14 protein-coding genes and 1 pseudogene are annotated in these 20,824 nt (G+C 67.5%); 5 read left to right on the top strand and 10 right to left on the bottom strand.

The window, feature by feature from the left end; translation table 11 throughout:
• Positions 1–1,719: MMPL family transporter (locus BDO18943_RS20055; RefSeq protein WP_175023722.1), on the bottom strand; the 1,719-nt coding region annotated here is incomplete at its 3' end.
• Positions 1,720–2,042: 323 nt separating this feature from the next.
• Here BDO18943_RS20055 and BDO18943_RS20060 point away from each other — a divergent pair.
• Positions 2,043–2,639, top strand: coding sequence for an MlaC/ttg2D family ABC transporter substrate-binding protein (locus BDO18943_RS20060; RefSeq protein WP_011353639.1), 597 nt, complete (start codon positions 2,043–2,045; stop codon positions 2,637–2,639).
• Between the two features lie 80 nt (positions 2,640–2,719).
• On the opposite strand, the gene BDO18943_RS20065 is transcribed toward BDO18943_RS20060, so the two are convergent.
• The gene (locus tag BDO18943_RS20065; protein WP_175023723.1) at positions 2,720–3,358 is read right to left on the bottom strand and encodes a TetR/AcrR family transcriptional regulator; all 639 of its coding nucleotides are present in this window, start codon (positions 3,356–3,358) and stop codon (positions 2,720–2,722) included.
• Between the two features lie 145 nt (positions 3,359–3,503).
• Between BDO18943_RS20065 and BDO18943_RS20070 the strand changes: the two genes are divergently transcribed.
• Positions 3,504–5,024, top strand: coding sequence for an MFS transporter (locus tag BDO18943_RS20070; RefSeq protein ID WP_175023724.1), 1,521 nt, complete (start codon positions 3,504–3,506; stop codon positions 5,022–5,024).
• 53 nt (positions 5,025–5,077) lie between these two features.
• Here the strand turns inward: BDO18943_RS20070 and BDO18943_RS20075 are convergent, their stop codons facing one another.
• The 8 genes from BDO18943_RS20075 to glcD all read right to left on the bottom strand — a co-directional run bounded on the left by BDO18943_RS20075 (position 5,078) and on the right by glcD (position 15,886).
• Entirely contained in the window at positions 5,078–5,722 is a 645-nt protein-coding gene (locus BDO18943_RS20075) for a response regulator (protein ID WP_175023725.1), read from the bottom strand.
• Positions 5,723–5,751: 29 nt separating this feature from the next.
• On the bottom strand, positions 5,752–7,137 hold the full coding sequence (locus tag BDO18943_RS20080; RefSeq protein WP_175023726.1) for a cache domain-containing protein: 1,386 nt from the start codon (positions 7,135–7,137) through the stop codon (positions 5,752–5,754).
• A 157-nt stretch (positions 7,138–7,294) separates the two neighbouring features.
• The gene (locus tag BDO18943_RS20085) at positions 7,295–8,857 is read right to left on the bottom strand and encodes a sensor domain-containing diguanylate cyclase (RefSeq protein WP_175023727.1); all 1,563 of its coding nucleotides are present in this window, start codon (positions 8,855–8,857) and stop codon (positions 7,295–7,297) included.
• A gap of 563 nt (positions 8,858–9,420) precedes the next feature.
• Positions 9,421–11,595 (bottom strand): malate synthase G, encoded by a 2,175-nt coding sequence (locus tag BDO18943_RS20090; protein WP_175023728.1) that lies wholly within the window; start codon positions 11,593–11,595, stop codon positions 9,421–9,423.
• 46 nt (positions 11,596–11,641) lie between these two features.
• A complete protein-coding gene (locus BDO18943_RS20095) occupies positions 11,642–12,046 on the bottom strand; it encodes a GlcG/HbpS family heme-binding protein (protein WP_175023729.1) in 405 nt (134 codons plus the stop codon).
• A gap of 20 nt (positions 12,047–12,066) precedes the next feature.
• Entirely contained in the window at positions 12,067–13,287 is a 1,221-nt protein-coding gene (glcF, locus tag BDO18943_RS20100; RefSeq protein ID WP_089451552.1) for a glycolate oxidase subunit GlcF, read from the bottom strand.
• 23 nt (positions 13,288–13,310) lie between these two features.
• Positions 13,311–14,387, bottom strand: a complete 1,077-nt coding sequence (glcE, locus tag BDO18943_RS20105) for a glycolate oxidase subunit GlcE (protein ID WP_175023730.1) — start codon at positions 14,385–14,387, stop codon at positions 13,311–13,313.
• Positions 14,387–15,886, bottom strand: a complete 1,500-nt coding sequence (glcD, locus tag BDO18943_RS20110) for a glycolate oxidase subunit GlcD (protein ID WP_175023731.1) — start codon at positions 15,884–15,886, stop codon at positions 14,387–14,389. The genes glcE and glcD overlap by 1 nt, the downstream gene beginning before the upstream one ends.
• A gap of 219 nt (positions 15,887–16,105) precedes the next feature.
• Here glcD and glcC point away from each other — a divergent pair, with 219 nt between their 5' ends.
• The 3 genes and pseudogenes from glcC (at position 16,106) to BDO18943_RS20125 (ending at position 20,723) form a co-directional block, all read left to right on the top strand.
• The gene (glcC, locus tag BDO18943_RS20115; protein ID WP_175023732.1) at positions 16,106–16,876 is read left to right on the top strand and encodes a transcriptional regulator GlcC; all 771 of its coding nucleotides are present in this window, start codon (positions 16,106–16,108) and stop codon (positions 16,874–16,876) included.
• Positions 16,877–17,149: 273 nt separating this feature from the next.
• Positions 17,150–17,593, top strand: a pseudogene (locus tag BDO18943_RS20120) (DUF6306 domain-containing protein); the annotation flags it as partial.
• A 1,105-nt stretch (positions 17,594–18,698) separates the two neighbouring features.
• Entirely contained in the window at positions 18,699–20,723 is a 2,025-nt protein-coding gene (locus BDO18943_RS20125) for a diguanylate cyclase family protein (RefSeq protein WP_175023734.1), read from the top strand.
• Positions 20,724–20,824: the final 101 nt, after the last annotated feature.

A 20,824-nucleotide genomic window follows, 5' to 3' on the forward strand; every position in this document is an offset into this window, starting at 1 on the left:
GGTCGCGGGCGGCGCGGCCGGCTGCGTCAGCGCGGGCAGCAGGTCGCTCGCGGCGGCGGCGATCGCCGCGCGCTTGGCCGGCTGGTCGGCGGGGATGAAGGTCGATAGTGTGGTCGTGCGGCCGACTTCGGGCAGCGCGTCGAGGCGCTTCGCGGCCGCGTCGGCCTCCGCGAGCGACGGCGCGAGCAGCGTGACGTCGTTGACGGCGGCTTCCGGCGAATCCTTCAGTGCGAGCAGCGTCGCCATCGATTCGCTGTGCGGATCCTTCAGGTTCAGCGGGTTGAAGTCGAAGCGCAGGAACGCGAGCAGCGGCAGCGCGCCGATCACGACCGCGAGCGTGCCGATCAGGATCGGCTTGCGATGGCGATCGAGGAAATCGTCGACCGGCGCGAGCCACGGGAAGCCGGGCGTTTTAGATTCGCCCGGCGGCGCGAACAGGCGCAGCAGCGCGGGCAGCAGCGTGAGCGTGGTGAGCAGCGCGACGAACATGCCGACGCCCGCGATCAGGCCGAGCTCGGACACGCCGCGATACGCGGTGGGGATGAACGAGAAGAAGCTCGCCGCGACCGCCGTGGTGGCCAGCGCGAGCGGCATGCCCATCGAGTGCGCGGCGCCGATCAGCGCGTGATCGATGCGTGGATCGCGGAAGCGCTCCTCGCGGTACTTCACGCCGTACTGGATCGAGAAGTCGACGCCGAGGCCGACGAACAGCACCATGAACGCGACCGAGATCATGTTCAGCGAGCCGACCATCGCGAGGCCGAGCGCGGCGGTCACGACGAGGCCGACGAACAGCGTGACGAGCACCGAGCCGATCATCCGCTTCGAGCGCAGCGCGAGCCACAGGATGACGAGCACGGCGAGCAGCGTGAAGACGCCGTTGAGCGCCGCGCCATCTTGAACCGACGCGAATTCGTCGTCGGCGAGCGGCTGCTCGCCGGTCAGGCGCACGGCTGCGCCAAAGTGCTTCTCGAGGTTGAGCGAACGGGCCGCGTCGCGGATCACCTGGCTCGTTTCCGCGCCGGCCTTCAGTGCACCGTAGTTGACCACCGGCTGCACGGTGACGAATGCGCGCGCGGGCTGCCGCGCGGCATCGCTGTCGACCAGCGCGCGCCACGAGAACGCGGCCGGCTTGCCGGCCAGCACGTCGTCGACCGTCGCGGCACTGCGCGAGAGCAGCTTCGCCATCGTGGACAGTTTCACCTGGCCGGTCAGCAGCGGCTGGCCGAGCGTGGTGGACAGCGTGGTGGCGAGCCCGGTCAGGCTCGGGTTCTTCGCGAGTTCATTGACGAGCGGACGCGCGCTCGCGAGCTGCGACGTGGTATCCGTGACCTCCTGCGGCGACAGGAACAGCAGCCCGTTGTGCTCGAAGAACGGACCGCCGCCGGGCTCGGCGACCTGGCCGATGCGGCCGGCTTCGGCATCCTTCTGCAGGGCTTCGGTCAGCGCATGCGCGGCGGCGTTCGCGAATTCGGGCGCAGGTGCCTCGACGACCGCGAGGATCGTGCCGTTGCGTTGCGGGAACGCTTTATCGACGGCCTGGCCGAGTGCGGCAAATTGCGGTTCCGCATCGACGAGCTTGCTGATGTCGGTGTTGATCTTGAAATGCTGCGCGACATAGACGCCGCTGAGCGCGGCGATGACGAGCGACAGGACGACGACCCAGACGGGGCGTCGCACCGACCATGCAACGAGTCGGACGATGAGAGATGTCACCATGTGGCGGTGGGGAGCGGCTGGCAAGGGCAAAGTAGCCAAGTATACCGGCGCAGCGTGGCGGCGGTCGTGACGTTGGGGGTTTCGGGGAGGGAAGGAGACTTGTTCACAGCGGCGGAATCGATACCGATGGCCGGCTGGTTTGTAAGGGGATATTTACATAATCGCCGCCGCGCTGCTTCGACGTGCCGCTGCACGCCTGTGACAAACGAAGCTGAAAGGTAACAGTCGGTCACGGCGGCACACCGAGGCGTCAGGCCCGGTATACTTTGCTTCGTCGGCCGGTGCAATGAACCGGTCGTTTTTTCTCATCGAGCGATATTCGTATGAAACGTCATCTGTTTGCTTTCGTCGCGGCGGCCGCCGTGTCGGTTTCCGCTTTCGCGCAGAGCGCGCCGGTCGATATCGTCCGCAATGCGGTCGAGGGCACCGTTACCGCGATGAAGGCCGATCCGGCCGCCCGCGGCGGTGACATGGCGAAAGTCACGCAAGTCGTCGAGCAGCGCTTCCTGCCCGCGACCAACTTCGAGCGCACGACCCGCATCGCGGTCGGCGACGCGTGGAAGCAGGCCACGCCGCAACAGCAGCAGGAGCTGTACAAGCAGTTCAAGCTGCTGATGACGCGCACCTACGCCGCGTCGCTCGCGCAGCTCGGCAGCCAGGACGCGAAGTTCTCGTTCAAGGCCGGCGGCGCGTCGGGTGCCGACGCGCTCGTCCAGTCGACGGTCACGACGCCGGGCGACAGCCAGTCGGTCGGCTATCGTCTCGGCAAGGTCGGCAACGACTGGAAGATCTACGACATCGACATGTCGGGCGCGTGGCTGATCCAGGTCTACCAGGGGCAGTTCAAGAGCCAGCTCGCGTCGGGCGGGATCGACGGGCTGATCGCGTATCTGCAGAAGCACAATTCGCGGACGAACTGACGGCCGTTGCCAGGCCGCAGTCCGGATCGACGAAGGGCGCCCTCGGGCGCCCTTTTTCATGGCTGTGCGCTGGCTGCGCGTCACGCGCCGATGCCGAGCATCCGCAGGCAATCGTCGACCACGGCATCGACGAACGCGGCACGATCCGTTTCCGCGGCCGCGATGATGTGATCGGTCGCGCCATGCACGCCCGCATAGATCAGCAGCGCAGTTACTTGCGGATGCGCGAGCCGCCAGGTGCCGGCCCGAGCGCCGCCGTCGAGAATCGCGCCGAGCTGCTCGAGGATCGCGTTCTTGTCGGCATTCGCGCGATCGTGGTGATGGTGGTTCGCGTAGACGATGTCGTGCGTGCGGTAGGTCGCCGCATAGGTTTCGATGTTGGCGCGGATCCACGCGCGCAGGCGCGCGAGCCAGTCGTCGGCGTCGCACGCGTCCACCGCGTGCTGCAGCCGGTCGAGGAACGACGACGTGTAGCGCTGCGCGAGCGCGGCGAGCATGTCGGACTTCGATTCGAAGTAGTGATAGAACGTGCCTTTCGCGACCTGCGCGTGCTCGACGATCTCGCTGATGGTCGTCGCTTCCACACCCTGCGCGAGGAACAGCGTCTCGGCCGCCGCCATCAGTTCCTCGAGGCGCACTTCCGCCGGCTTCGTGCGCGGCTTGCCTGCCGGCGCGTCGTCTTTCACTGTCGTGGTCCCTGCCTTTGTCCTGTCCGTCATCGCGCGGCTCGACGCCCGTTCGTGCAAAGCCCGCAGTTTAGGCCAGCACCCCCGCTCGCGGCCAACGCAATCCATTGACTGACGGTCAGTCGATATATATGATGAGAATCATTCTCATCCTCATGCCCGTGAAGGGCAGCCCGCCATGCCTCGCTACCGTCGCGCCGCACTCGTCCTGGCCGCCTGTCTCGGCACCTTTCTCGCCACGCTCGACATCAGCATCGTCAATGTCGCATTGCCGACGCTGCAGACGGCGCTCGACACCGATATCGGCGGCCTCCAGTGGGTCGTCAACGCGTATGCGCTCGCGCTGTCCGCGTTCATGCTGTCGGCCGGGCCGCTCGGCGATCGCTACGGACACAAGCGCGTGTGGCTCGCCAGCGTGGTTTTGTTCACGGCCGGGTCGGTGGTCTGCGCATGCGCGGGCAGCATCGAGCCGCTGCTGATCGGGCGCGCGATCCAGGGGCTTGCCGGCGCATTGCTGATACCGGGCGCGATGCCGATCCTCACGCATGCGTTTCCCGACGCGCGCGAGCGCGCCCGCGCGATCGGCGGATGGTCCGCGTTCAGCGCGCTCGCGCTGATCCTCGGGCCGCTGGTGGGCGGCCTGCTCGTCGAGCACGGCGGATGGCAGAACATCTTCCTCGTCAACGTGCCGATCGGCATCGTGACCGTGCTGCTCGGCGCATGGGGCATTCCGGAGCGCCGGCATCCGCAGCATGCGGCGTTCGATCCGCTCGGCCAGGTGCTGAGCGTGGTGTGGCTCGGATTGCTCACGTACGGGCTGATCGGCATCGGCGAAGCCGGCGCGGCGCACGCGAAGGTGCTCGCGCCGCTGGCGGGCGCCGCGGTGGCGTTCGTCGTGTTCGTGCGGGTCGAAACGCGCGTCGAGCGGCCGCTGTTGCCGGTCTGGCTGTTTCGCGACCGGCGGCTGGTGCGCGCCAATCTCGCGTCGTTCGTGCTCGGATTCTCGGGGTACAGCAGCCTGTTTTTCCTGTCGTTGTTCTTGCAGCAGGCGCAGGGGCGCACGCCGGCTGAGGCCGGCTGGCAACTGATGCCGCAGTTCGTGATGACGGCGATCACGTCGATGCTGTTCGGGCGCATCGCGGCGCGCATTCCGTTGCATACGCTGATGGTGGCCGGGTACGGCCTGATCGGCGCGATGCTCTCGGTCATGGCCGGTTTCGGCGCGGGAACGCCGTATGTGCCGGTCGGTGTCGCGCTGGCGGTGCTCGGGGTCGGCATGGGGCTCGCGGTGCCCGCGACCGGCATGACCGTGATGGAACTGGCGCCGGCCGAACGCGCGGGCATGGCGTCGGCGACGATGAACGCGTTGCGTCAGACCGGGATGAGCATGGGCATCGCGGTGCTCGGCAGCATGATGAGCATCGGTGCGCTGCACCGGATGACGGCCGCGATGCAGGCGGCGGGGAGTGCGCAAGCGGATACGCTCGCGCGGCAGGCGGTGATGGAGCATGTGTTCGCTGCCGGCCGGCCGGAATTGCTCGGTGCGTATCGGGAGGCGATGGCGCACGGGTTTTCGATCGCGGTTTTGTGTTCTGGAATCCTGAGTGTTGCAATGGTGGCGATGCTGATGGTGCGGCGTGAATCGGAGAAGCAATCGGGACGCGCGGCGGCGTGCGTGACGTCTTCACTGCCGGAATGATCCGGCGTGTGACAGGTCGGGCCTTTCGCCGCGGATCGCCGCGTCGGGCTCGCCTACCTGCGCCGATGCTCCACGGCGAATTTGATCAGCTCGGCCTGCCCTTCGATCTCCAGCTTGCGCTTCAAATTGAGCCGGTGCGTCTCGACCGTACGCACCGACAGCCCCGTTTGCTGCGCGATCTGCTTGCTCGACAGCCCTTCCGCCAGCGCATCGAGGATGTCGCGTTCGCGCGGCGTGAGCCGGTCGAGCGGTGACGCGGTCGCGCTCGCGTGGATCATCCGCGCGGCGAGCCCTTCGCTGAAGAACGTCTGGCCGGCCAGCACCGCGCCGATCGCGCGCACGATCTCGCTCGCGGGCGAATCCTTCAGCAGGTAGCCGCTCGCGCCGGCGCGCACGGCCTGCGTCACGTATTCGATGTTGTCGTGCATCGACAGCATCAGCACGCGGATGCCCGGAAAGCGTTCGTGAAACACGCCCGCGAGCGTGATGCCGTTCATCCCGTTCATGCCGACGTCCATCAGCGCGAGATCGGGTTCGAGCGACGCGGCGAGCGTGAGCGCCTCGTCGGCGTTGCCGGCTTCGCCGACGACGGACAGGTCGGCCGCTTCGAGCCGCATCCGCAAGCCGTCGCGCACGAGCGGGTGATCGTCGACGAGCAGCAGTCGGGCGACGGGCCGGGCGGTGTCGGGGGCGCTCATGCGTGAAAGGTCTCCTGTGATGGGGCGCGTCATGACGCGGTGCCGGGCAGCGGCACGCGCGCGGCGACGATCGTGTGGCCGACCTGCGACGTGATCGTCAGCATGCCGCCGAGCGCATCGAGGCGCTCGCGCATGTTGCGCAGGCCGATGCCGCGGCGCGCGTCGGCCTGCGAGCGTTCGGCGTCGAAGCCGCAGCCGTTGTCGGCGATGGTCAGCGTGACGGATTGCGCGCCGACGTCGAGCGTGACGGCTGCGCGCGACGCCTGCGCATGATGCACGATGTTGCTGAGCGCTTCCTGCGCGATCCGGAACAGCGCGGTGTTGACCGCCGCGGGCAGCGGCCGGGCGCCGCTGTGCGCGACCTGCGTATAGCCGATGTCGATGCCGCTTTCGGCGCCGAGTTCACGCACCAGCTGCTCGAGTGCCGCCGCGAGGCCGAGATCGTCCAGCATTGCGGGACGCAGCGCATGCGAGATGCGCCGCACTTCGCGCAGCGTGTCTCCGAGCCGCACGACGCCCGATGCCAGCGCCTGCTCGGCCTCGGGCATGCGCGCCGAGCCGCGTTCGAAGCGTGCGAGCGCGGATTCGAGCATCAGCTTCGCGGACACCATCATCTGGCTGATGCCGTCATGCAGCTCGCGCGACAGCCGCGCCCGCTCCTGCTCCTGCGATTCGACGACGCGCTGTGCGAGCAGCTTGAGCTTCGCGTCGGCACTGCGCGACTCGCTGACGTTCAGCACCAGCGCGCACACGACGATCGCCGCCGCGCCCGTGAGCGCGATCGCGGTGAGCCAGCTCATCGTGCGCTCGATGTTCGCGGACGCGCGCGCGTCGATGCGCTGCAGCGCGGTGTCGACGTCGTCGAGATAGATGCCGGTGCCGACCATCCAGCCCCAGCGTTCGAGCGCGACGACGTAGCCGAGCTTCGGCGCGACGCGGCCCGTCGACGGCCGCTGCCAGGTGTAGCGCACGTAGCCGCCGCCGCTCGACGCGGTGCCGATCAGCTTCTGGATCGTCAGCGCGCCCTGCGGGTCGCGCATCGACCAGTAGTTGTGGCCGACGCGCTCGGGCTCGCGCGGATGCATCAGCGCATTGCCGTGCAGGTCGTACACGAAGAAATAGCCGTCGGGGCCGAAATCCATCTTCTGCAGCATCGCGAGCGCCTGCGTGCGCAGCATCGCGTCGTCGCGCGCGTTGCGGCCGCTCGCGTCGTAGAGCGGCATGATCGCGCTCGTCGCGAGCTCGACGTAGTGCTTCAGCTCGACTTCCTTGCTCGACAGGTACGCGGCCTGGATCGTCGCGTGCTGCGTGCGCGCGAGGGACGTCGCCTGCTGGCGCACGCCGAAGCCGATGCCGGCGATCGCGAGCAGGAACGGCACGATGGCCAGAAGGAAGATCTTTGCCTTGAGTCTCATGGTGGTGCGAAACGGCCGCGCACCTGCGCGGGCCGACCGGGCGCGTCAGTCGCGCGGCGGCGTGTCGAGGCGACATTGTCGGCGATTTTGCGCACGGGAGGCGACCGCGGCCCCGGCAACCGCCCCGCCGCCGCCCGGGGCGTGGGCTTCCGGCCGCTCAGGCCTGCCGCGCCGTGAGGCCGCCGGAAGCGGCCGCGTGCACGACGATGCGGTTGCGCCCGCTTTCCTTCGCGCGATACAGCGCGTCGTCGGCGAGCTTCAGCGCGCCCTGCATGTCGTCGTCGCGTTCGGGATAGCTGGTCGTCACGCCGATGCTCACCGTCAGGCGGCCGGACGTGCCGGCGTCGTGCCGGATGCCGAGATCGAGGATGCCGGTACGGATCGTCTCGGCAATCGTCACCGCGCCGTCCGTGTCGATGTCGGGCAGCACCACGACGAATTCCTCGCCGCCGTAGCGCGCCGCGTAATCTGCCGGGCGGCGCAGGCAGCCGGCGATGCAATGGCCGACCGCGGCAAGCGCGTCGTCCCCGGCCTGGTGCCCCTGCGTGTCGTTGTAGCGCTTGAAGTAATCGACGTCGATGAACAGCAGCGACAGCGCGTGCTGCGCGCGCGCGGCGCGGCGCCATTCGCGCGCGAGCGTAACGTCGAGCATCCTGCGGTTGTCGAGGCCCGTGAGGCCGTCGGTGCGCGCGAGCGCCTGCAGCTCGGTTTCCGCACGGTGGCGCTTGCGCAACTGCACGTCGAGCAGCAGCGACAGGCCGACGAAGCCGATCGCGAGCGCGGCCATCGCGGAGCCGATCGGAATCGCACGGTCGTACCACGCGGCGTAGGTGTCGGCTTCCGAGCGCGCGACCATGATGATGAGCGGCAGGTTCTCGAGGTGCCGGAACACGTACAGGCGCCGCACGCCGTCGATCGACGCGGTGTCCGCGAAGCTGCCGTCGTTGGCGCTCATGAACCGCCGGAACGTGCTGGCGCGGCTGATGTCGCGGCCGACGATCTTGGGGTCGTACGGCTCGCGCGCGAGCATCTTGCCGTCCGTGTTGATCACCGCGATCGAGCCGCGATCGCCCAGCGACAGGCGCGAGAACAGGTTCTGGAAATATTCGAGCCGGATCGACACCACGGCGACGCCGCCGAACGAGCCGTCGGGCCGCGTGATTCGCCGGCTGAGCGCGACGCTCGGCGAGCCGCCGCGCAGCCGCGAGTGATACGGGGGGCTGACGTACAGGCCGGCGTCGGGGTGGTCGCGGTGCACGACGAAGTACGGTTCGTTGCCGAAGTTGGCCTTGCGCGGCACGTCGCTCTTGCCGTCGACCTCGATGTCGCCCTTCGCGTCGAGCACGTAGATGCCGCCGAGGTATTTGGCGGTCGTCGCACGGTCGAACAGCACCTGGCGGCGCAGCGGCATCGGCAGCTTGACGACATCCGGGTCGTTCTCGCCTTCGACGACGGCCTGCAGCGACAGCGAATAGATCTCGATGTTGCGCTCGATGTCCCACGACGCCATCAGCGCAAGATTTTGCTGCATCGCGGCCGAGCGGTCGCGCGCGTCGATGCGGCCTTCGTACAGCACGATCCCGCACAGGAGCAGCAGGACCAGCGCGATCAGCAGCCCGGTATAGAAGATCAGGTGCGGCAGCAGGAACCGGCGCAGATGAGCGGCGACACGGCTTGTCAGGCCGGATTCGCTGGGCATTGCGTAGTCGGTTTCTGCCATGGTCCGTGGATCGATGGGCATTGCCGCCGGGGGGCGGGCCGATGCGATTGTTCGTATGCCGTGCCGGCGGCGATCCGTTACGCGGCCATTCCGACGCCTTCCTGCCGGCCGGCGGAGAAAATGGACGCCGATTATCGGTAATCGCGGCCAGATATACCGGTAAATCAAGCATTCACAGGTGACATCTGCGCCGATTCAACGATCCGACGAATCGGGCAGCGCGAATGCAACGGAGTATAGCGCGCGCGTTCACGCGCGCGAAAAATGTTGCGGGCCGTTGATCCGGATCAAATTACAGTGAAATCCCGGACTTGCGAATATCGGGCAGAGCGTTTTAGCACAAGGCTTTGCGGCAAGAGCGGCCGTGGCGCGCGGCATGCCGCTGCCGATTCCATCCGGTTAACGGCACTTGAACGCGAAAAATGAAGGGGTGCGATATACGCCGATTATTCGTTTCAACCGCCGGGCGCGCGCGAAAATGAAAACGGGCGGCCATTACGGCCGCCCGTTTCGTGAAGCAGGGATGGGCACCGGCATGCCGGAAGCCCGCAGCACGCCGATACTTACGCGCCGTGCTGTTCCGCCTTGAACGCAAGCCGGAACCGGTGCAGCAGCGGCTCGGTATAGCCGCTCGGCTGCGACGTGCCCTGCAGCGCGAGCGCGCATGCGGCCTTGAACGCGGTCGACTGGTCGTAGCCGGGCGCCATCGGGCGATAGTTCGGGTCGCCGGCGTTCTGCTGGTCGACGACGCGCGCCATCCGCTTGAACACGTCGAGCACGAACGCCTCGGTGATCACGCCGTGGCGCAGCCAGTTCGCGATGTGCTGGCTCGAGATGCGCAGCGTCGCGCGGTCTTCCATCAGGCCGACGTCGTGGATGTCGGGCACCTTCGAGCAGCCGACACCCTGTTCGACCCAGCGCACGACGTAGCCGAGGATGCCCTGCGCGTTGTTCTCGACTTCGCTCAGGATCTCGGCCTCGCTCCACGCGGCTCGCTCGACGACCGGCACGGTCAGCAGGCCTTCGAGCAGCGTGTCGCGTTCGCTCGCGTACGGCGTCTTCTCGAGTTCCTGTTGGACGGCCTGCACGTCGACCAGGTGGTAGTGCAGCGCGTGCAGCGTCGCGGCGGTCGGCGACGGCACCCACGCGGTGTTCGCGCCGGCGCGCGGATGCGCGATCTTCTGTTCGAGCATCGCGTGCATCAGGTCCGGCATCGCCCACATGCCCTTGCCGATCTGCGCGCGGCCGCGCAGGCCGGCCGACAGGCCGGCGAGCACGTTGTTGCGCTCGTACGACTGGATCCACGCCGACGACTTCATGTCGCCCTTGCGGATCATCGGGCCCGCTTCCATCGCGGTGTGCATCTCGTCGCCGGTGCGATCGAGGAAGCCGGTGTTGATGAACGCCACGCGCGCGGCGGCTGCGGCGATACACGCGGCGAGGTTCACGCTGGTGCGGCGCTCCTCGTCCATGATGCCCATCTTCAGCGTGTTGCGCGGCAGGCTGTACAGATCCTCGATGCGTGCGAACAGCGTATCGGCGAACGCGACTTCGACCGGGCCGTGCATCTTCGGCTTCACGATGTAGATCGAGCCCGTGCGCGAGTTGCGCTTCGCCTTCAGGTCGTGCAGCGAGCACAGCACCGTGACGACGCCGTCGAGGATCCCTTCCGGAATCTCGTTGCCGTCGCGATCGAGCACCGCGCCGTTGGTCATCAGGTGGCCGACGTTGCGCACGAACAGCAGCGAGCGGCCGTGCAGCGACAGCGTGCCGCCGTCGGGCGTGGTGTACTCGCGGTCGTCGTTCAGGCGGCGCGTGAAGGTCTTGCCGCCCTTCGCGACTTCTTCGACCAGCGTGCCCTGCATCAGCCCGAGCCAGTTGCGGTAGAGCTGGACCTTGTCGTCGGCGTCCACCGCCGCGACCGAATCCTCGCAGTCGATGATCGTGCTGACCGCGGCTTCGAGCACGACGTCCTTCACGTTCGCGAGATCGGCGCGGCCGATCGGCGTCGACGCGTCGATCTGGATCTCGAGGTGCAGGCCGTTGTGCTTCAGCAGGATCGCGGACGGCGCGTCGGCCGCGCCCTGGTAGCCGACGAACTGCGCCGGCTGCGCGAGATGCACGACGCCCTTCGCGGTTTCGACGGCGAGCTGGCCGTCCTGCACGCGGTAGCGCAGCGCGTCGCGGTGCGACGCGCCGGCGAGCGGCGCCGCGTTGTCGAGCACGTTGCGCGCGTAGTCGATCACGTGCTGGCCGCGCGTCGGGTTGTAGGTCGCGGTGCGTTCGGCGCCGCCGTCTTCCGGCAGCGCGTCGGTGCCGTACAGCGCGTCGTACAGGCTGCCCCAGCGCGCATTCGCGGCGTTCAGCGCATAGCGCGCGTTCGACAGCGGCACGACGAGCTGCGGGCCGGCCTGCGTGGCGATCTCGCTGTCGACGTTCGCGGTGGCTGCCGCGACGTTCGACGGGACCGGCACGAGGTAGCCGATCTGTTCGAGGAACGCGCGATACGCGGCGTGGTCGCGCACGGGGCCGGGGTGCGCGCGGTGCCAGGTGTCGAGTTCCTGCTGCAGGCGGTCGCGTTCCGCGAGCAATTCGCGGTTGCGCGGCGCCAGGTCGTGCACCAGGGCCGAGAAACCGCTCCAGAACGCGGCCCTGTCGATGCCGGTGCCCGGCAGCGCTTCGTTTTCAATGAACTGGCTCAGCGCTGGCGCGACTTGCAGTCCTGCTTGGTCGATCATCGTCAATCCTCCCGGGGAATAAAGATTCGCGCGCGGCTTGGGCTGGTTATGCCGCGACGCTTTGTGTGCCGGCGCGGGCGATCTGCGCGTCCTGTTCGGACTTTACGCCAGACACGCCGATCGCGCCCGCGATCCGGCCGCCGACCGTGACCGGCACGCCGCCTTCGAGCAACCCCGTCAGCGGCACGCTGAGAAACGCGGTGCGGCCACCGTTGATCATATCCTCATACGCCTTCGTCTCGCGCCGGCCGAGCGCCGCCGCGCGCGCCTTGTCCTGCGCGATATAGGTGGTGGCCGGCGATGCGCCGTCCAGGCGCGCAAACGCGAGCAGGTGACCACCGTCGTCGACGATGGCGATCGACACGGCCCAGCCGTGGCGTTCCGCTTCCGCGCGGGCGGCGGCAAGCATGCGGTCGGCGTCGGCGAGTTCGAGTTCGGGTTTCGTTTGCATGGCAATCCTCCGGAATCAGGTCAGTTGACGAGATGGTTGTCGACGAGCTCGATCCAGTGGCGCACGGGCGTGCGGCCCGCGCCGTTCAGGTGAGTCTGGCAGCCGACGTTGGCCGTGACAATCAGGTCCGGCCGCGCGGCTTCGAGCGCGTCGAGCCGGTTGTCGCGCAGTTGCGTCGCGAGCTCGGGCTGCGTCAGCGAATACGTGCCGGCCGAGCCGCAGCACAGATGGCCATCGGCGACATTCGTCAGATCGAAGCCGAGCTGCGTCAGGATGCGTTCGACGGTGCCGCCGAGGCGCTGGGCGTGCTGCAGCGTGCACGGGCAATGGACCGCGATGCGGCGTGGCGTCGAACCGGCCAGCGCGTCGAGCGGCTCGGCCGCGATCATCTCGGCGAGATCGCGCGCGAGCGCGCTGACGCGTCGTGCTTTCTCCGCATAGACGGGGTCGGAGCGCAGCAGGTCACCGTATTCCTTGACGAATGCGCCGCAGCCGCTCGCCGTCAGCACGATCGCTTCCGCACCCGCTTCGATCGCGGGCCACCATGCGTCGATGTTGCGGCGCGCGCGGGCGAGGCCGGCGTCCTGCGCGTTCAGATGATATTCGGTCGCGCCGCAGCAGCCGGCTTCACGTGCCGGGCTCACGCTGATGCCGAGCCGGTCGAGCACGCGCGCGGCGGCCGCGTTGGTGTTCGGCGACAGCGACGGCTGCACGCAGCCCTCGAGCATCAGCACGCGCCGCGCGTGGCGCACGGGCGGGCGCGGTGCGGCGGCGGGGATCGCGGCCGGGATCTTGTCCTGCAACGTGCCGGGCAGCAGCGGGCGCAGCGCGCGGCCGGCCTTCAGCAACGCGGCGAATGTCGCCGGGCGCGGCACGACGTGCCGCAGCCCCGCGCGCAGCAGGCGCTCGCGTGCCGGCCGCTGCGCGCGTTTCTCGGCTTCCGCGCGGCCGATGTCGAGCAGCGTGTGATAGCGCACGCCGGACGGGCAGGTCGTCTCGCAGTTGCGGCACGTCAGGCAGCGGTCGAGGTGCTGCTGCGTGCGTTCGCCGCACGGTTCGCCTTCGAGCAGTTGCTTGATCAGGTAGATGCGGCCGCGCGGCCCGTCGAGCTCGTTGCCGAGCACCTGGTAGGTCGGGCAGGTCGCATTGCAGAAGCCGCAGTGCACGCACGCGCGCAGGATCGCTTCCGCTTCGTCGGCCCGGGCGAGGGCCTTGCTTGCTTCGCTGAGATTGGTTTGCATCGGCGGTCGGGATCGGGTTCGCGTCAGAAATCGGCGTACAGGCGGCCGGGATTGAAAATCGCATGCGGGTCGAGCTGCGCCTTGAGCTGCCGGTGCACGCGCAACAACGCGGGCGGCAGCGGCTGGAACGGCTCGCGTGTCGTGCCCGGCGTGAAGCAGGTCGCGTGGCCGCCCCATTGCGCGGCGAACCGCTGCACGTCGGCCGGTGCGGCGTCGCTCTTCAGCCAGCGCTGTGCGCCGCCCCAGTCAGCAAGCAGCGCGCCGGGCAACGCGTCGAGCGGCGCGGCGGCCGGAACCGACACGCGCCACAGCGGGCGCGGATCGTCGAAGAACGGCAGCGCAAGGTCGCGCAGCCGTGCCCAGAACGCATCGTCGCGGTCGTCCATGCGCTCGCCGCCGATCGTGTCGCGCGCGGCCTTCACCGAGCCCTCGCCGCCTTCGATCCGCACCCGCAGCACGCCGTCGGCGTGGCATGCGCCCGCGAGCGGCAGCCCCGCGCGCCGCCATGCGGCGACACGCTGCACAGCTTCGTCCACGGCAAGCGGCAACGCGAGATCGCCGGTCGCGCGCGGCTTCGGCAGTACCTTCAGCGACACCTCGGTCACGACCCCGAGACAGCCGAAGCTGCCCGCGAGCAGCCGCGACACGTCGTAGCCCGCGACGTTCTTCATCACCTCGCCGCCGAAGCGCAGGTGCTTTGCGTGGCCGGTAATCACGCGGCAGCCGAGCACGAAGTCGCGCACCGCACCGGCCCACGGGCGGCGCGGGCCCGACAGCGCCGCCGCGAACATGCCGCCGACCGTTGCTGCGCCACCGAACGTCGGCGGCTCGCACGGCAGCATCTGGCCGGCCGCGTCGAGCATCGCTTCGAGATCGGCGAGCGGCGTGCCCGCGCGCGCGGTGACGACGAGTTCGGTCGGGTCGTACGCGACGACGCCGCGATGCGTGCGCACGTCGAGCGTGCGGCCTTCGACCGGTCGGCCGAGGAACGCCTTCGTGCCGGCGCTGCGGATGTGCAGCGGCTGGCGGTCGTGGATCGCGGCGTCGACCTGGGCGACGAGCGCCGCGCTGTCGTCGATCGATTCGATTTCGCGTCGCATCAGAAGCGCTCCAGTTCGGGAAACGGCAGCTTGCCGTGATGGATGTGCATCGCGCCGAATTCGGCACAGCGGTGCAGCGTCGGGATGTTCTTGCCGGGATTGAGCAGGCCCTGCGGGTCGAACGCGGCCTTCACTGCGTGGAAGAACGTGATTTCGTCGGCGTTGAACTGCACGCACATCTGGTTGATCTTCTCGCGCCCGACGCCGTGCTCGCCGGTGATGCTGCCGCCCGCCGCGACGCACAGCTCGAGGATCTTGCCGCCGAGCGCTTCCGCGCGGTCGAGTTCGCCGGGCCGGTTCGCATCGAACAGGATCAGCGGGTGCATGTTGCCGTCGCCCGCGTGGAATACGTTCGCGACCGGCAGCCCGAATTCGGCAGACAGCGCGGCGATCCCTTCGAGCACGCGCGGCAGCGCGCGGCGCGGGATCGTGCCGTCCATGCAGTAATAGTCGGGCGACATGCGGCCGACCGCCGGGAACGCGTTCTTGCGGCCGGCCCAGAAGCGCTGGCGCTCGGCTTCGTCGCGCGCGACGCGGATCCCGGTTGCGCCCGCGTCGCGCAGCAGCGCGGCGACGCGTTCGGCGTCTTCTTCGACGTCGGCCGGCGAGCCGTCGAGTTCGCACAGCAGGATCGCCTGCGCGTCGACCGGGTAGCCCGCGTGGATGAAATCCTCGGCCGCGCGGATCGCGAGGTTGTCCATCATCTCGAGGCCGCCTGGGATCACTCCCGCGCCGATAATTTTCGCGACCGCGGCGCCCGCTTCCGCGACGTCGTCGAAGCTCGCCATCAGCACCTTCACGCTGGGCGGCTTCGGCAGCAGCTTCACGGTCACTTCCGTGACGATGCCGAGCATCCCTTCCGAGCCGGTGAACAGCGCGAGCAGGTCGAAGCCCGGCGCGTCGAGCGCGTCGGCGCCGAGCGTGAGCGTATCGCCGTCGATCGTCAGGATCTCGACCTTCAGGATGTTGTGCACGGTGAGCCCGTATTTCAGGCAGTGCACGCCGCCCGCGTTTTCGGCGACGTTGCCGCCGATCGAGCACGCGATCTGCGACGACGGATCGGGCGCGTAGTAGAGGCCGTACGGCGCGGCTGCCTGCGAGATCGCGAGGTTGCGCACGCCGGGCTGCACGCGCGCGATGCCGGCTTCGGGGTCGATGTCGAGAATCTTGTTGAACTTCGCCATCACGAGCAGGAGGCCCTTCTCGAGCGGCATGGCGCCACCCGACAGCCCGGTGCCCGCGCCGCGCGCGACCACCGGCACGCCGAGCGTGGCCGCGACGCGCAGCACCGCGCGCACCTGCTCGACCGTGTCGGGCAGCACGACCGCGAGCGGCACCGTGCGATATGCGGCGAGGCCGTCGCATTCGAACGGCTTGAGCGCCTCGCGGTCGTGCAGCACGTCGAGGCCGGGCGCCGCCGCGTGCAGCGCGGCAACGAGCGTGTTGCGGTCGACGGTCGCCAGCGGGCCGTCGATCCGTTCGTCGTAGGTGAAACTCATCGGGGTTGTCTCCACCATGCAGGCGGCTGCGCGACGCGCGGCACGCCGGAAGGGATGGATTCTTGGCGGGCGGCGCGCGTGTGTCCAGACGTCGCGAGTGTGGTCATACCAGTTTTTATCGAGTGACCATGAAGCGGCTGGATCGATTGCCATGAAACTGAATGACAACAAGGGTTTGTGGGAAAATCTCCGATCTCTTTCCGAAGTGGTCATACCAGTATGGAAATGCAGGATCGAGCGGGCCGGGCGCGGAACGTGGCCGACGTCGTTGCCGAGCGCATCGAGAAACTGATCGTCGATGGCGTGCTGAAGGCCGGACAGGCGCTGCCGTCCGAGCGGCGGCTGACCGAGAAGCTCGGCGTGTCGCGCACGGCCGTGCGCGAAGGGATGAAGCTGCTGCGCGCGCGCGGGATCATCGACACCACGCACGGCAAGGGCTCGTTCGTTGCGAGCCTGACCCCGCAACGCGAGATCACGCCGATGATGCATCTGCTCGGCTCGCAGCCGCGCACGCTGTACGACCTGTTCGAGGTGCGCGGGATGCTCGAGACGGAGGCCGCGCGGCTCGCGGCGCTGCGCGGCACGCCGGCCGATTTCATCCTGATCAAGCGTCGCTACGAGGAGATGACTGCGGCTGACGCGCTGGATCTCGACCCGGCCGCGCGCGCGAAGCTCGATCATGCGTTTCATCTCGCGATCTGCGAGGCGTCGCATAACCCGGTGCTGGTGAATACGCTGCAGTCGTTGACGGATCTGCTGCTCAGTTCGGTGTTCGCGTCGGTGAACAATCTTTATCACCGTGAGCCGTTGAAGAAGCAGATCGACCGCCAGCATGCGCGGCTCTATAACGCGGTGACAGGGCAACTGCCCGATCAGGCGCGCAAAGCCGCGAGCGAACATATTCGTCAGTGCGTCGAGTATCTGCGGGAGATCGAGCAGGAAGAGCAGCGGCTCGTGCGTTCGACGTTGAGGCTTGAAGGGTGGACGTGACGTCGGCCGCGCGTTGCGCTGTGTCTTGATGCGCATCACGCACAGCGGGCCGTCTCGCGACGCGTGTCACATGGCTATGTCAGACTGTGAGCCATTCTTCGTGTGGCCCGCTGTCGTCCGCCATGATGCGTGGACGCCGTCGCGTGAGCAGTGCCTGACGGCATCACGCAGGACGAACCGGTGCGCCACCCTTCCCGAAACGGAGGACATCGCATGTCGAACCGGACCCACGACGACGGGCACGACGCCCGTCCCGCCCAGGCGGCGGACCAATCCGCCGATGCGCAGCGCGACGCGTTGCTCGCGTTGCTGAACGAACTGCTGGAAGCCGAGCGCGCCGGCGCGCGGGTTGCGTCGGAGACGGCGGCGGAAATCGGCGATCCCGAACTTCACCGGCTGGTGGCCGGTATTCGGCAGGATGAGGCGCACTGGTGTGCGGTGCTGGTCGATGCGATTCGGTCGCTCGATGCGACGCCGACGCATGCCACGGGTGCGTTCTACGAGAAGGCGATGGCGATCGACGATTTGCCGGAGCGGTTGGCGTTCTTGAATCGCGGGCAGCGGTGGGTCGTGCGGAAGTTGCAGGCGTTGCTGCCGACGCTCGCGCAGCCGGACATGCACCATGCGCTTACGCAGATGCTCGTGTCGCACGAGAAGAACATCGGGTCGGTTGATGTGCAGCTGCGGATCAAGGGTGGAGAGCCGGGGACGGTGTAGCTGCGGCGGGCCGGAGAAAGGTTCATCGCCGATTGACGTCGATGTCGCTTGTCGACTGCGGATTCAACCCATTGCGGACTTTGGGCCCGGCGAGATCGCAAGGTCATCGGCCATTGGCAAAACCTGCGTCCGTCGAAACCGTCGCCTGGCTTCATAGGGCGGCTTCGTTCCATACCTGGGACGCTCGCCCCTCCGATCGAGGCGCTGACCGGCCGACCGACCGGCCACGACGTTTCAACTCTGCAACATAAAGCACTTTCCGGTTGTCCGGTCGCGCCCCATGCGCACACGGTCCGACGAAACCGCCGATTACCGTCATACCCGTCACGGATGCCGCTTGGCGGCCAGTTCTGGCACCGATGCGTGGCTTGCGCCGGCACGGTCTTGCCATTGCGCTCGCCTGCCACCGATTCAGGACTGAAACCGATCGGAAAGTGCCCGCGGCTGGCGTTCAGCAGCGGCGCGATCGATGGTCGAGCCGAACCGGCCATTCCCGACCGTTTCAAGACCGACACATTTTCCGCGACGACCGGCATCTCGGCTTGCATCGACGCCTCCTCGTCAGACTAAACGTCCTCCCCGACGGCCGTGGCACGCTCCATGCTTCCACGCCACATGCGCTGGATCTCCCGTTCCGGCGCTCAACCAAATATTTCGACAAAGTTCGCGTCCGACGCCCCGGTAACGGCACTGTTTCGGTGGGGGACGCATCGGGGGGCACAATGAAAACAAGTATCACGATCTCGATCGCGACATCGTCGGGGATGGGCAGTGGCGCAGCAACGATCACACCGGAACCGGCTTCCGCCCGATGCCGGACATGCCAGCGTGCATCCGCGCCCGATCGGAAGCAACGGACGCCGGCGCACGCGCGAGCGCACCATGCCGCCCCCCACTTCACCGGCATGCGCGTCTGCGTACCGCTGACTCTCGACTGCAGGCCGAAACGAGTGCCCTGAGCACCCTGCGGCATTTCACCTGAACGGCGCTCGTGCCGTCAGATGCACCGCGCCGCGGTCAGCGACGCCGGAACCACGCGGTTCGTTCTGCCGCGTGCGGATGGCCGGCTCACGAAATTTCGTCGATACGAGTCTTTCATTCGATCATGAATCGGACTGAGAACCGCCCTTGTTCGGTCATCGCGCTTGCACTTTCGCTGGCCGTACTGTTCCTGATTACGCATCCTTATACGGGCATTCGGCACGATGCGATCCTGTACACCGCGCAGGCGCTTTATAACGCGCATCCCGAGAATTTTTCGCACGACCTGTTCTTTGAATACGGTTCCCAGGATCAGTGGACGATTTACGGCCGGATCTTCGCGAAGATCGTCTCGGCATTCGGACTCCGAGCGAGCAATCTCGCGGGCCTGATTGTCGCTCAGGCACTCTGGTGGAGCGGCATCTGGCGCCTGACGAAGAGACTGCTGCCAGAACCTTGGCACTGGCTCTCGTTGTGCTTGATTGCCTGCATGCCGTCCGATTACGGCGCCGGGCTGATCTTCTCGTACGACGAAGGCTTTCTCACCGCCCGGCTTCCCGCCGAAGCACTGGGCCTGTGGGCGATTGCGCTGATGTTCGATCGCCGGTATCGCATGGCCATTGCGCTGGCACTCGTCGCAACGGCCGTTCACCCGCTGATCGGCGGCGTTTCACTGGTCTTCGTCGTACTCGACCGGATGCCACGCGTGACGTGGTGGCGGCTATTGCCGCTCGCGCTGATCGCTTTCGCCGTCGTCGAGATGCCGGCGTTCAAGGCATTGCACCTGTATCCGTTCGATCCGGCATGGCGGTCGATTGCGCAATTCAACGTGCCCTTCCTGTTCCCGACCTTGTGGTCGGTCAATGCATGGAGCAAAGCGTGCTGGGCTATCGCCGTACCCGCGATGCTCTGTGCGACGCGAGTGCAGGATCACCGAACCCAGTGGTCGACGCTCACGCTGATCGGTGTGGCCGGCGTCGCACTGACCACGATCGCGGACTTGACTGGACAGGACGCGGTCTGGATACAGCTGCAGCCCTGGCGCGTGCTGTGGCTGCTGACGCTGATGCAATGGCCTGCGGCCATTTTGCTCGTGCGACGCGAACGCCATGCGCGACCGACGCTGATCTGGCTGCTGGCGATCTGCTGGCTACTGATCGACGTCGGCGGCGGGATCGTCGCGCTGGCGATTGCCGCGGCGCTCCACGCGGCAGCCCGTTGGCCGGCGCTCCGCGCCCCGAGGGCGCTGCGTGGCGACTTCGCCCCGGCGCTTCGCTATACGCGGATCGGGGTGACGCTCGTTGCCGCGATCGTCTGGATTGTCTTCCAGTGCGCGTATCAGGTCAGTCGCATCCAGTATCCAACCGGTAGCGTGATGCTCGACCTCCCCTGGCTCGAAACACTGATTCACACGCACCTGGTCGTCACACTGATCGCGTTGCTCGCGATGCTCAATCTGTCGCGCAACCGAATCGCGGTCGTCGGGCTGCCGGTGATATTGGCGGCATTCGCCGCATACGGACTCGTCAATATCGACCAGCGCTCGGAGCCCACCAAGATCATGGAAGCCGGCGCCGACCGTGCGGACTTTGCACCGTTCGAAGGGACGGTCGCGCGCGGCAACATCGTCTATTGGGACGGCCCGGCAGATGAAGTCGTCTATCCGTGGCTGATGATGAGGACATCGAGCTATTACTCGCCGGCTCAGGCCGCGGGTCTGATCTTCCACCGCCGGACGACCTTCGAGGCGCTACGGCGGCTCGAATTGATCAAGCAGGACCCGTACGCGGCCCGGCCTCGCGGCAACCACGACGCGGGCCAAAAGTCGACCGTATTCGTGTCCAAATATGAATACCTTCCGCTGACCCGAACGGGTATCCGGCACATCTGTGCAGATCCGGTGCTGGATTTCATCGTGTCGCATCAGCGCTACCCGGAGTTGGCGACACGCTACGCCTGGTCGCCCGAACCAAACAGCACGGTCTGGCTGTACGACTGCCGCAGCATCAGGACGACGGCTGCCGGTCAGGACGCGTCATTGGTGTACGCGCAACCAGCCAGCCAGAAGACCGTGGTGCCCGCACGACCGCCGACTGCTTTCCGACGCGGGGCCTCTCGGCCTCGCCACGCGCAAGTGCACGACGTTTGAACGGGAAATACAAAGCATCGATTCAACAGCGCGTTTGCCGCCTGGCTGGAGCGGCCGATACAACAGTCAATGGACCAGCGACTAGAGACTCGGGGTGACAA

The sequence above is a fragment of the Burkholderia aenigmatica genome (assembly GCF_902499175.1).
Lineage (GTDB): Bacteria > Pseudomonadota > Gammaproteobacteria > Burkholderiales > Burkholderiaceae > Burkholderia > Burkholderia aenigmatica.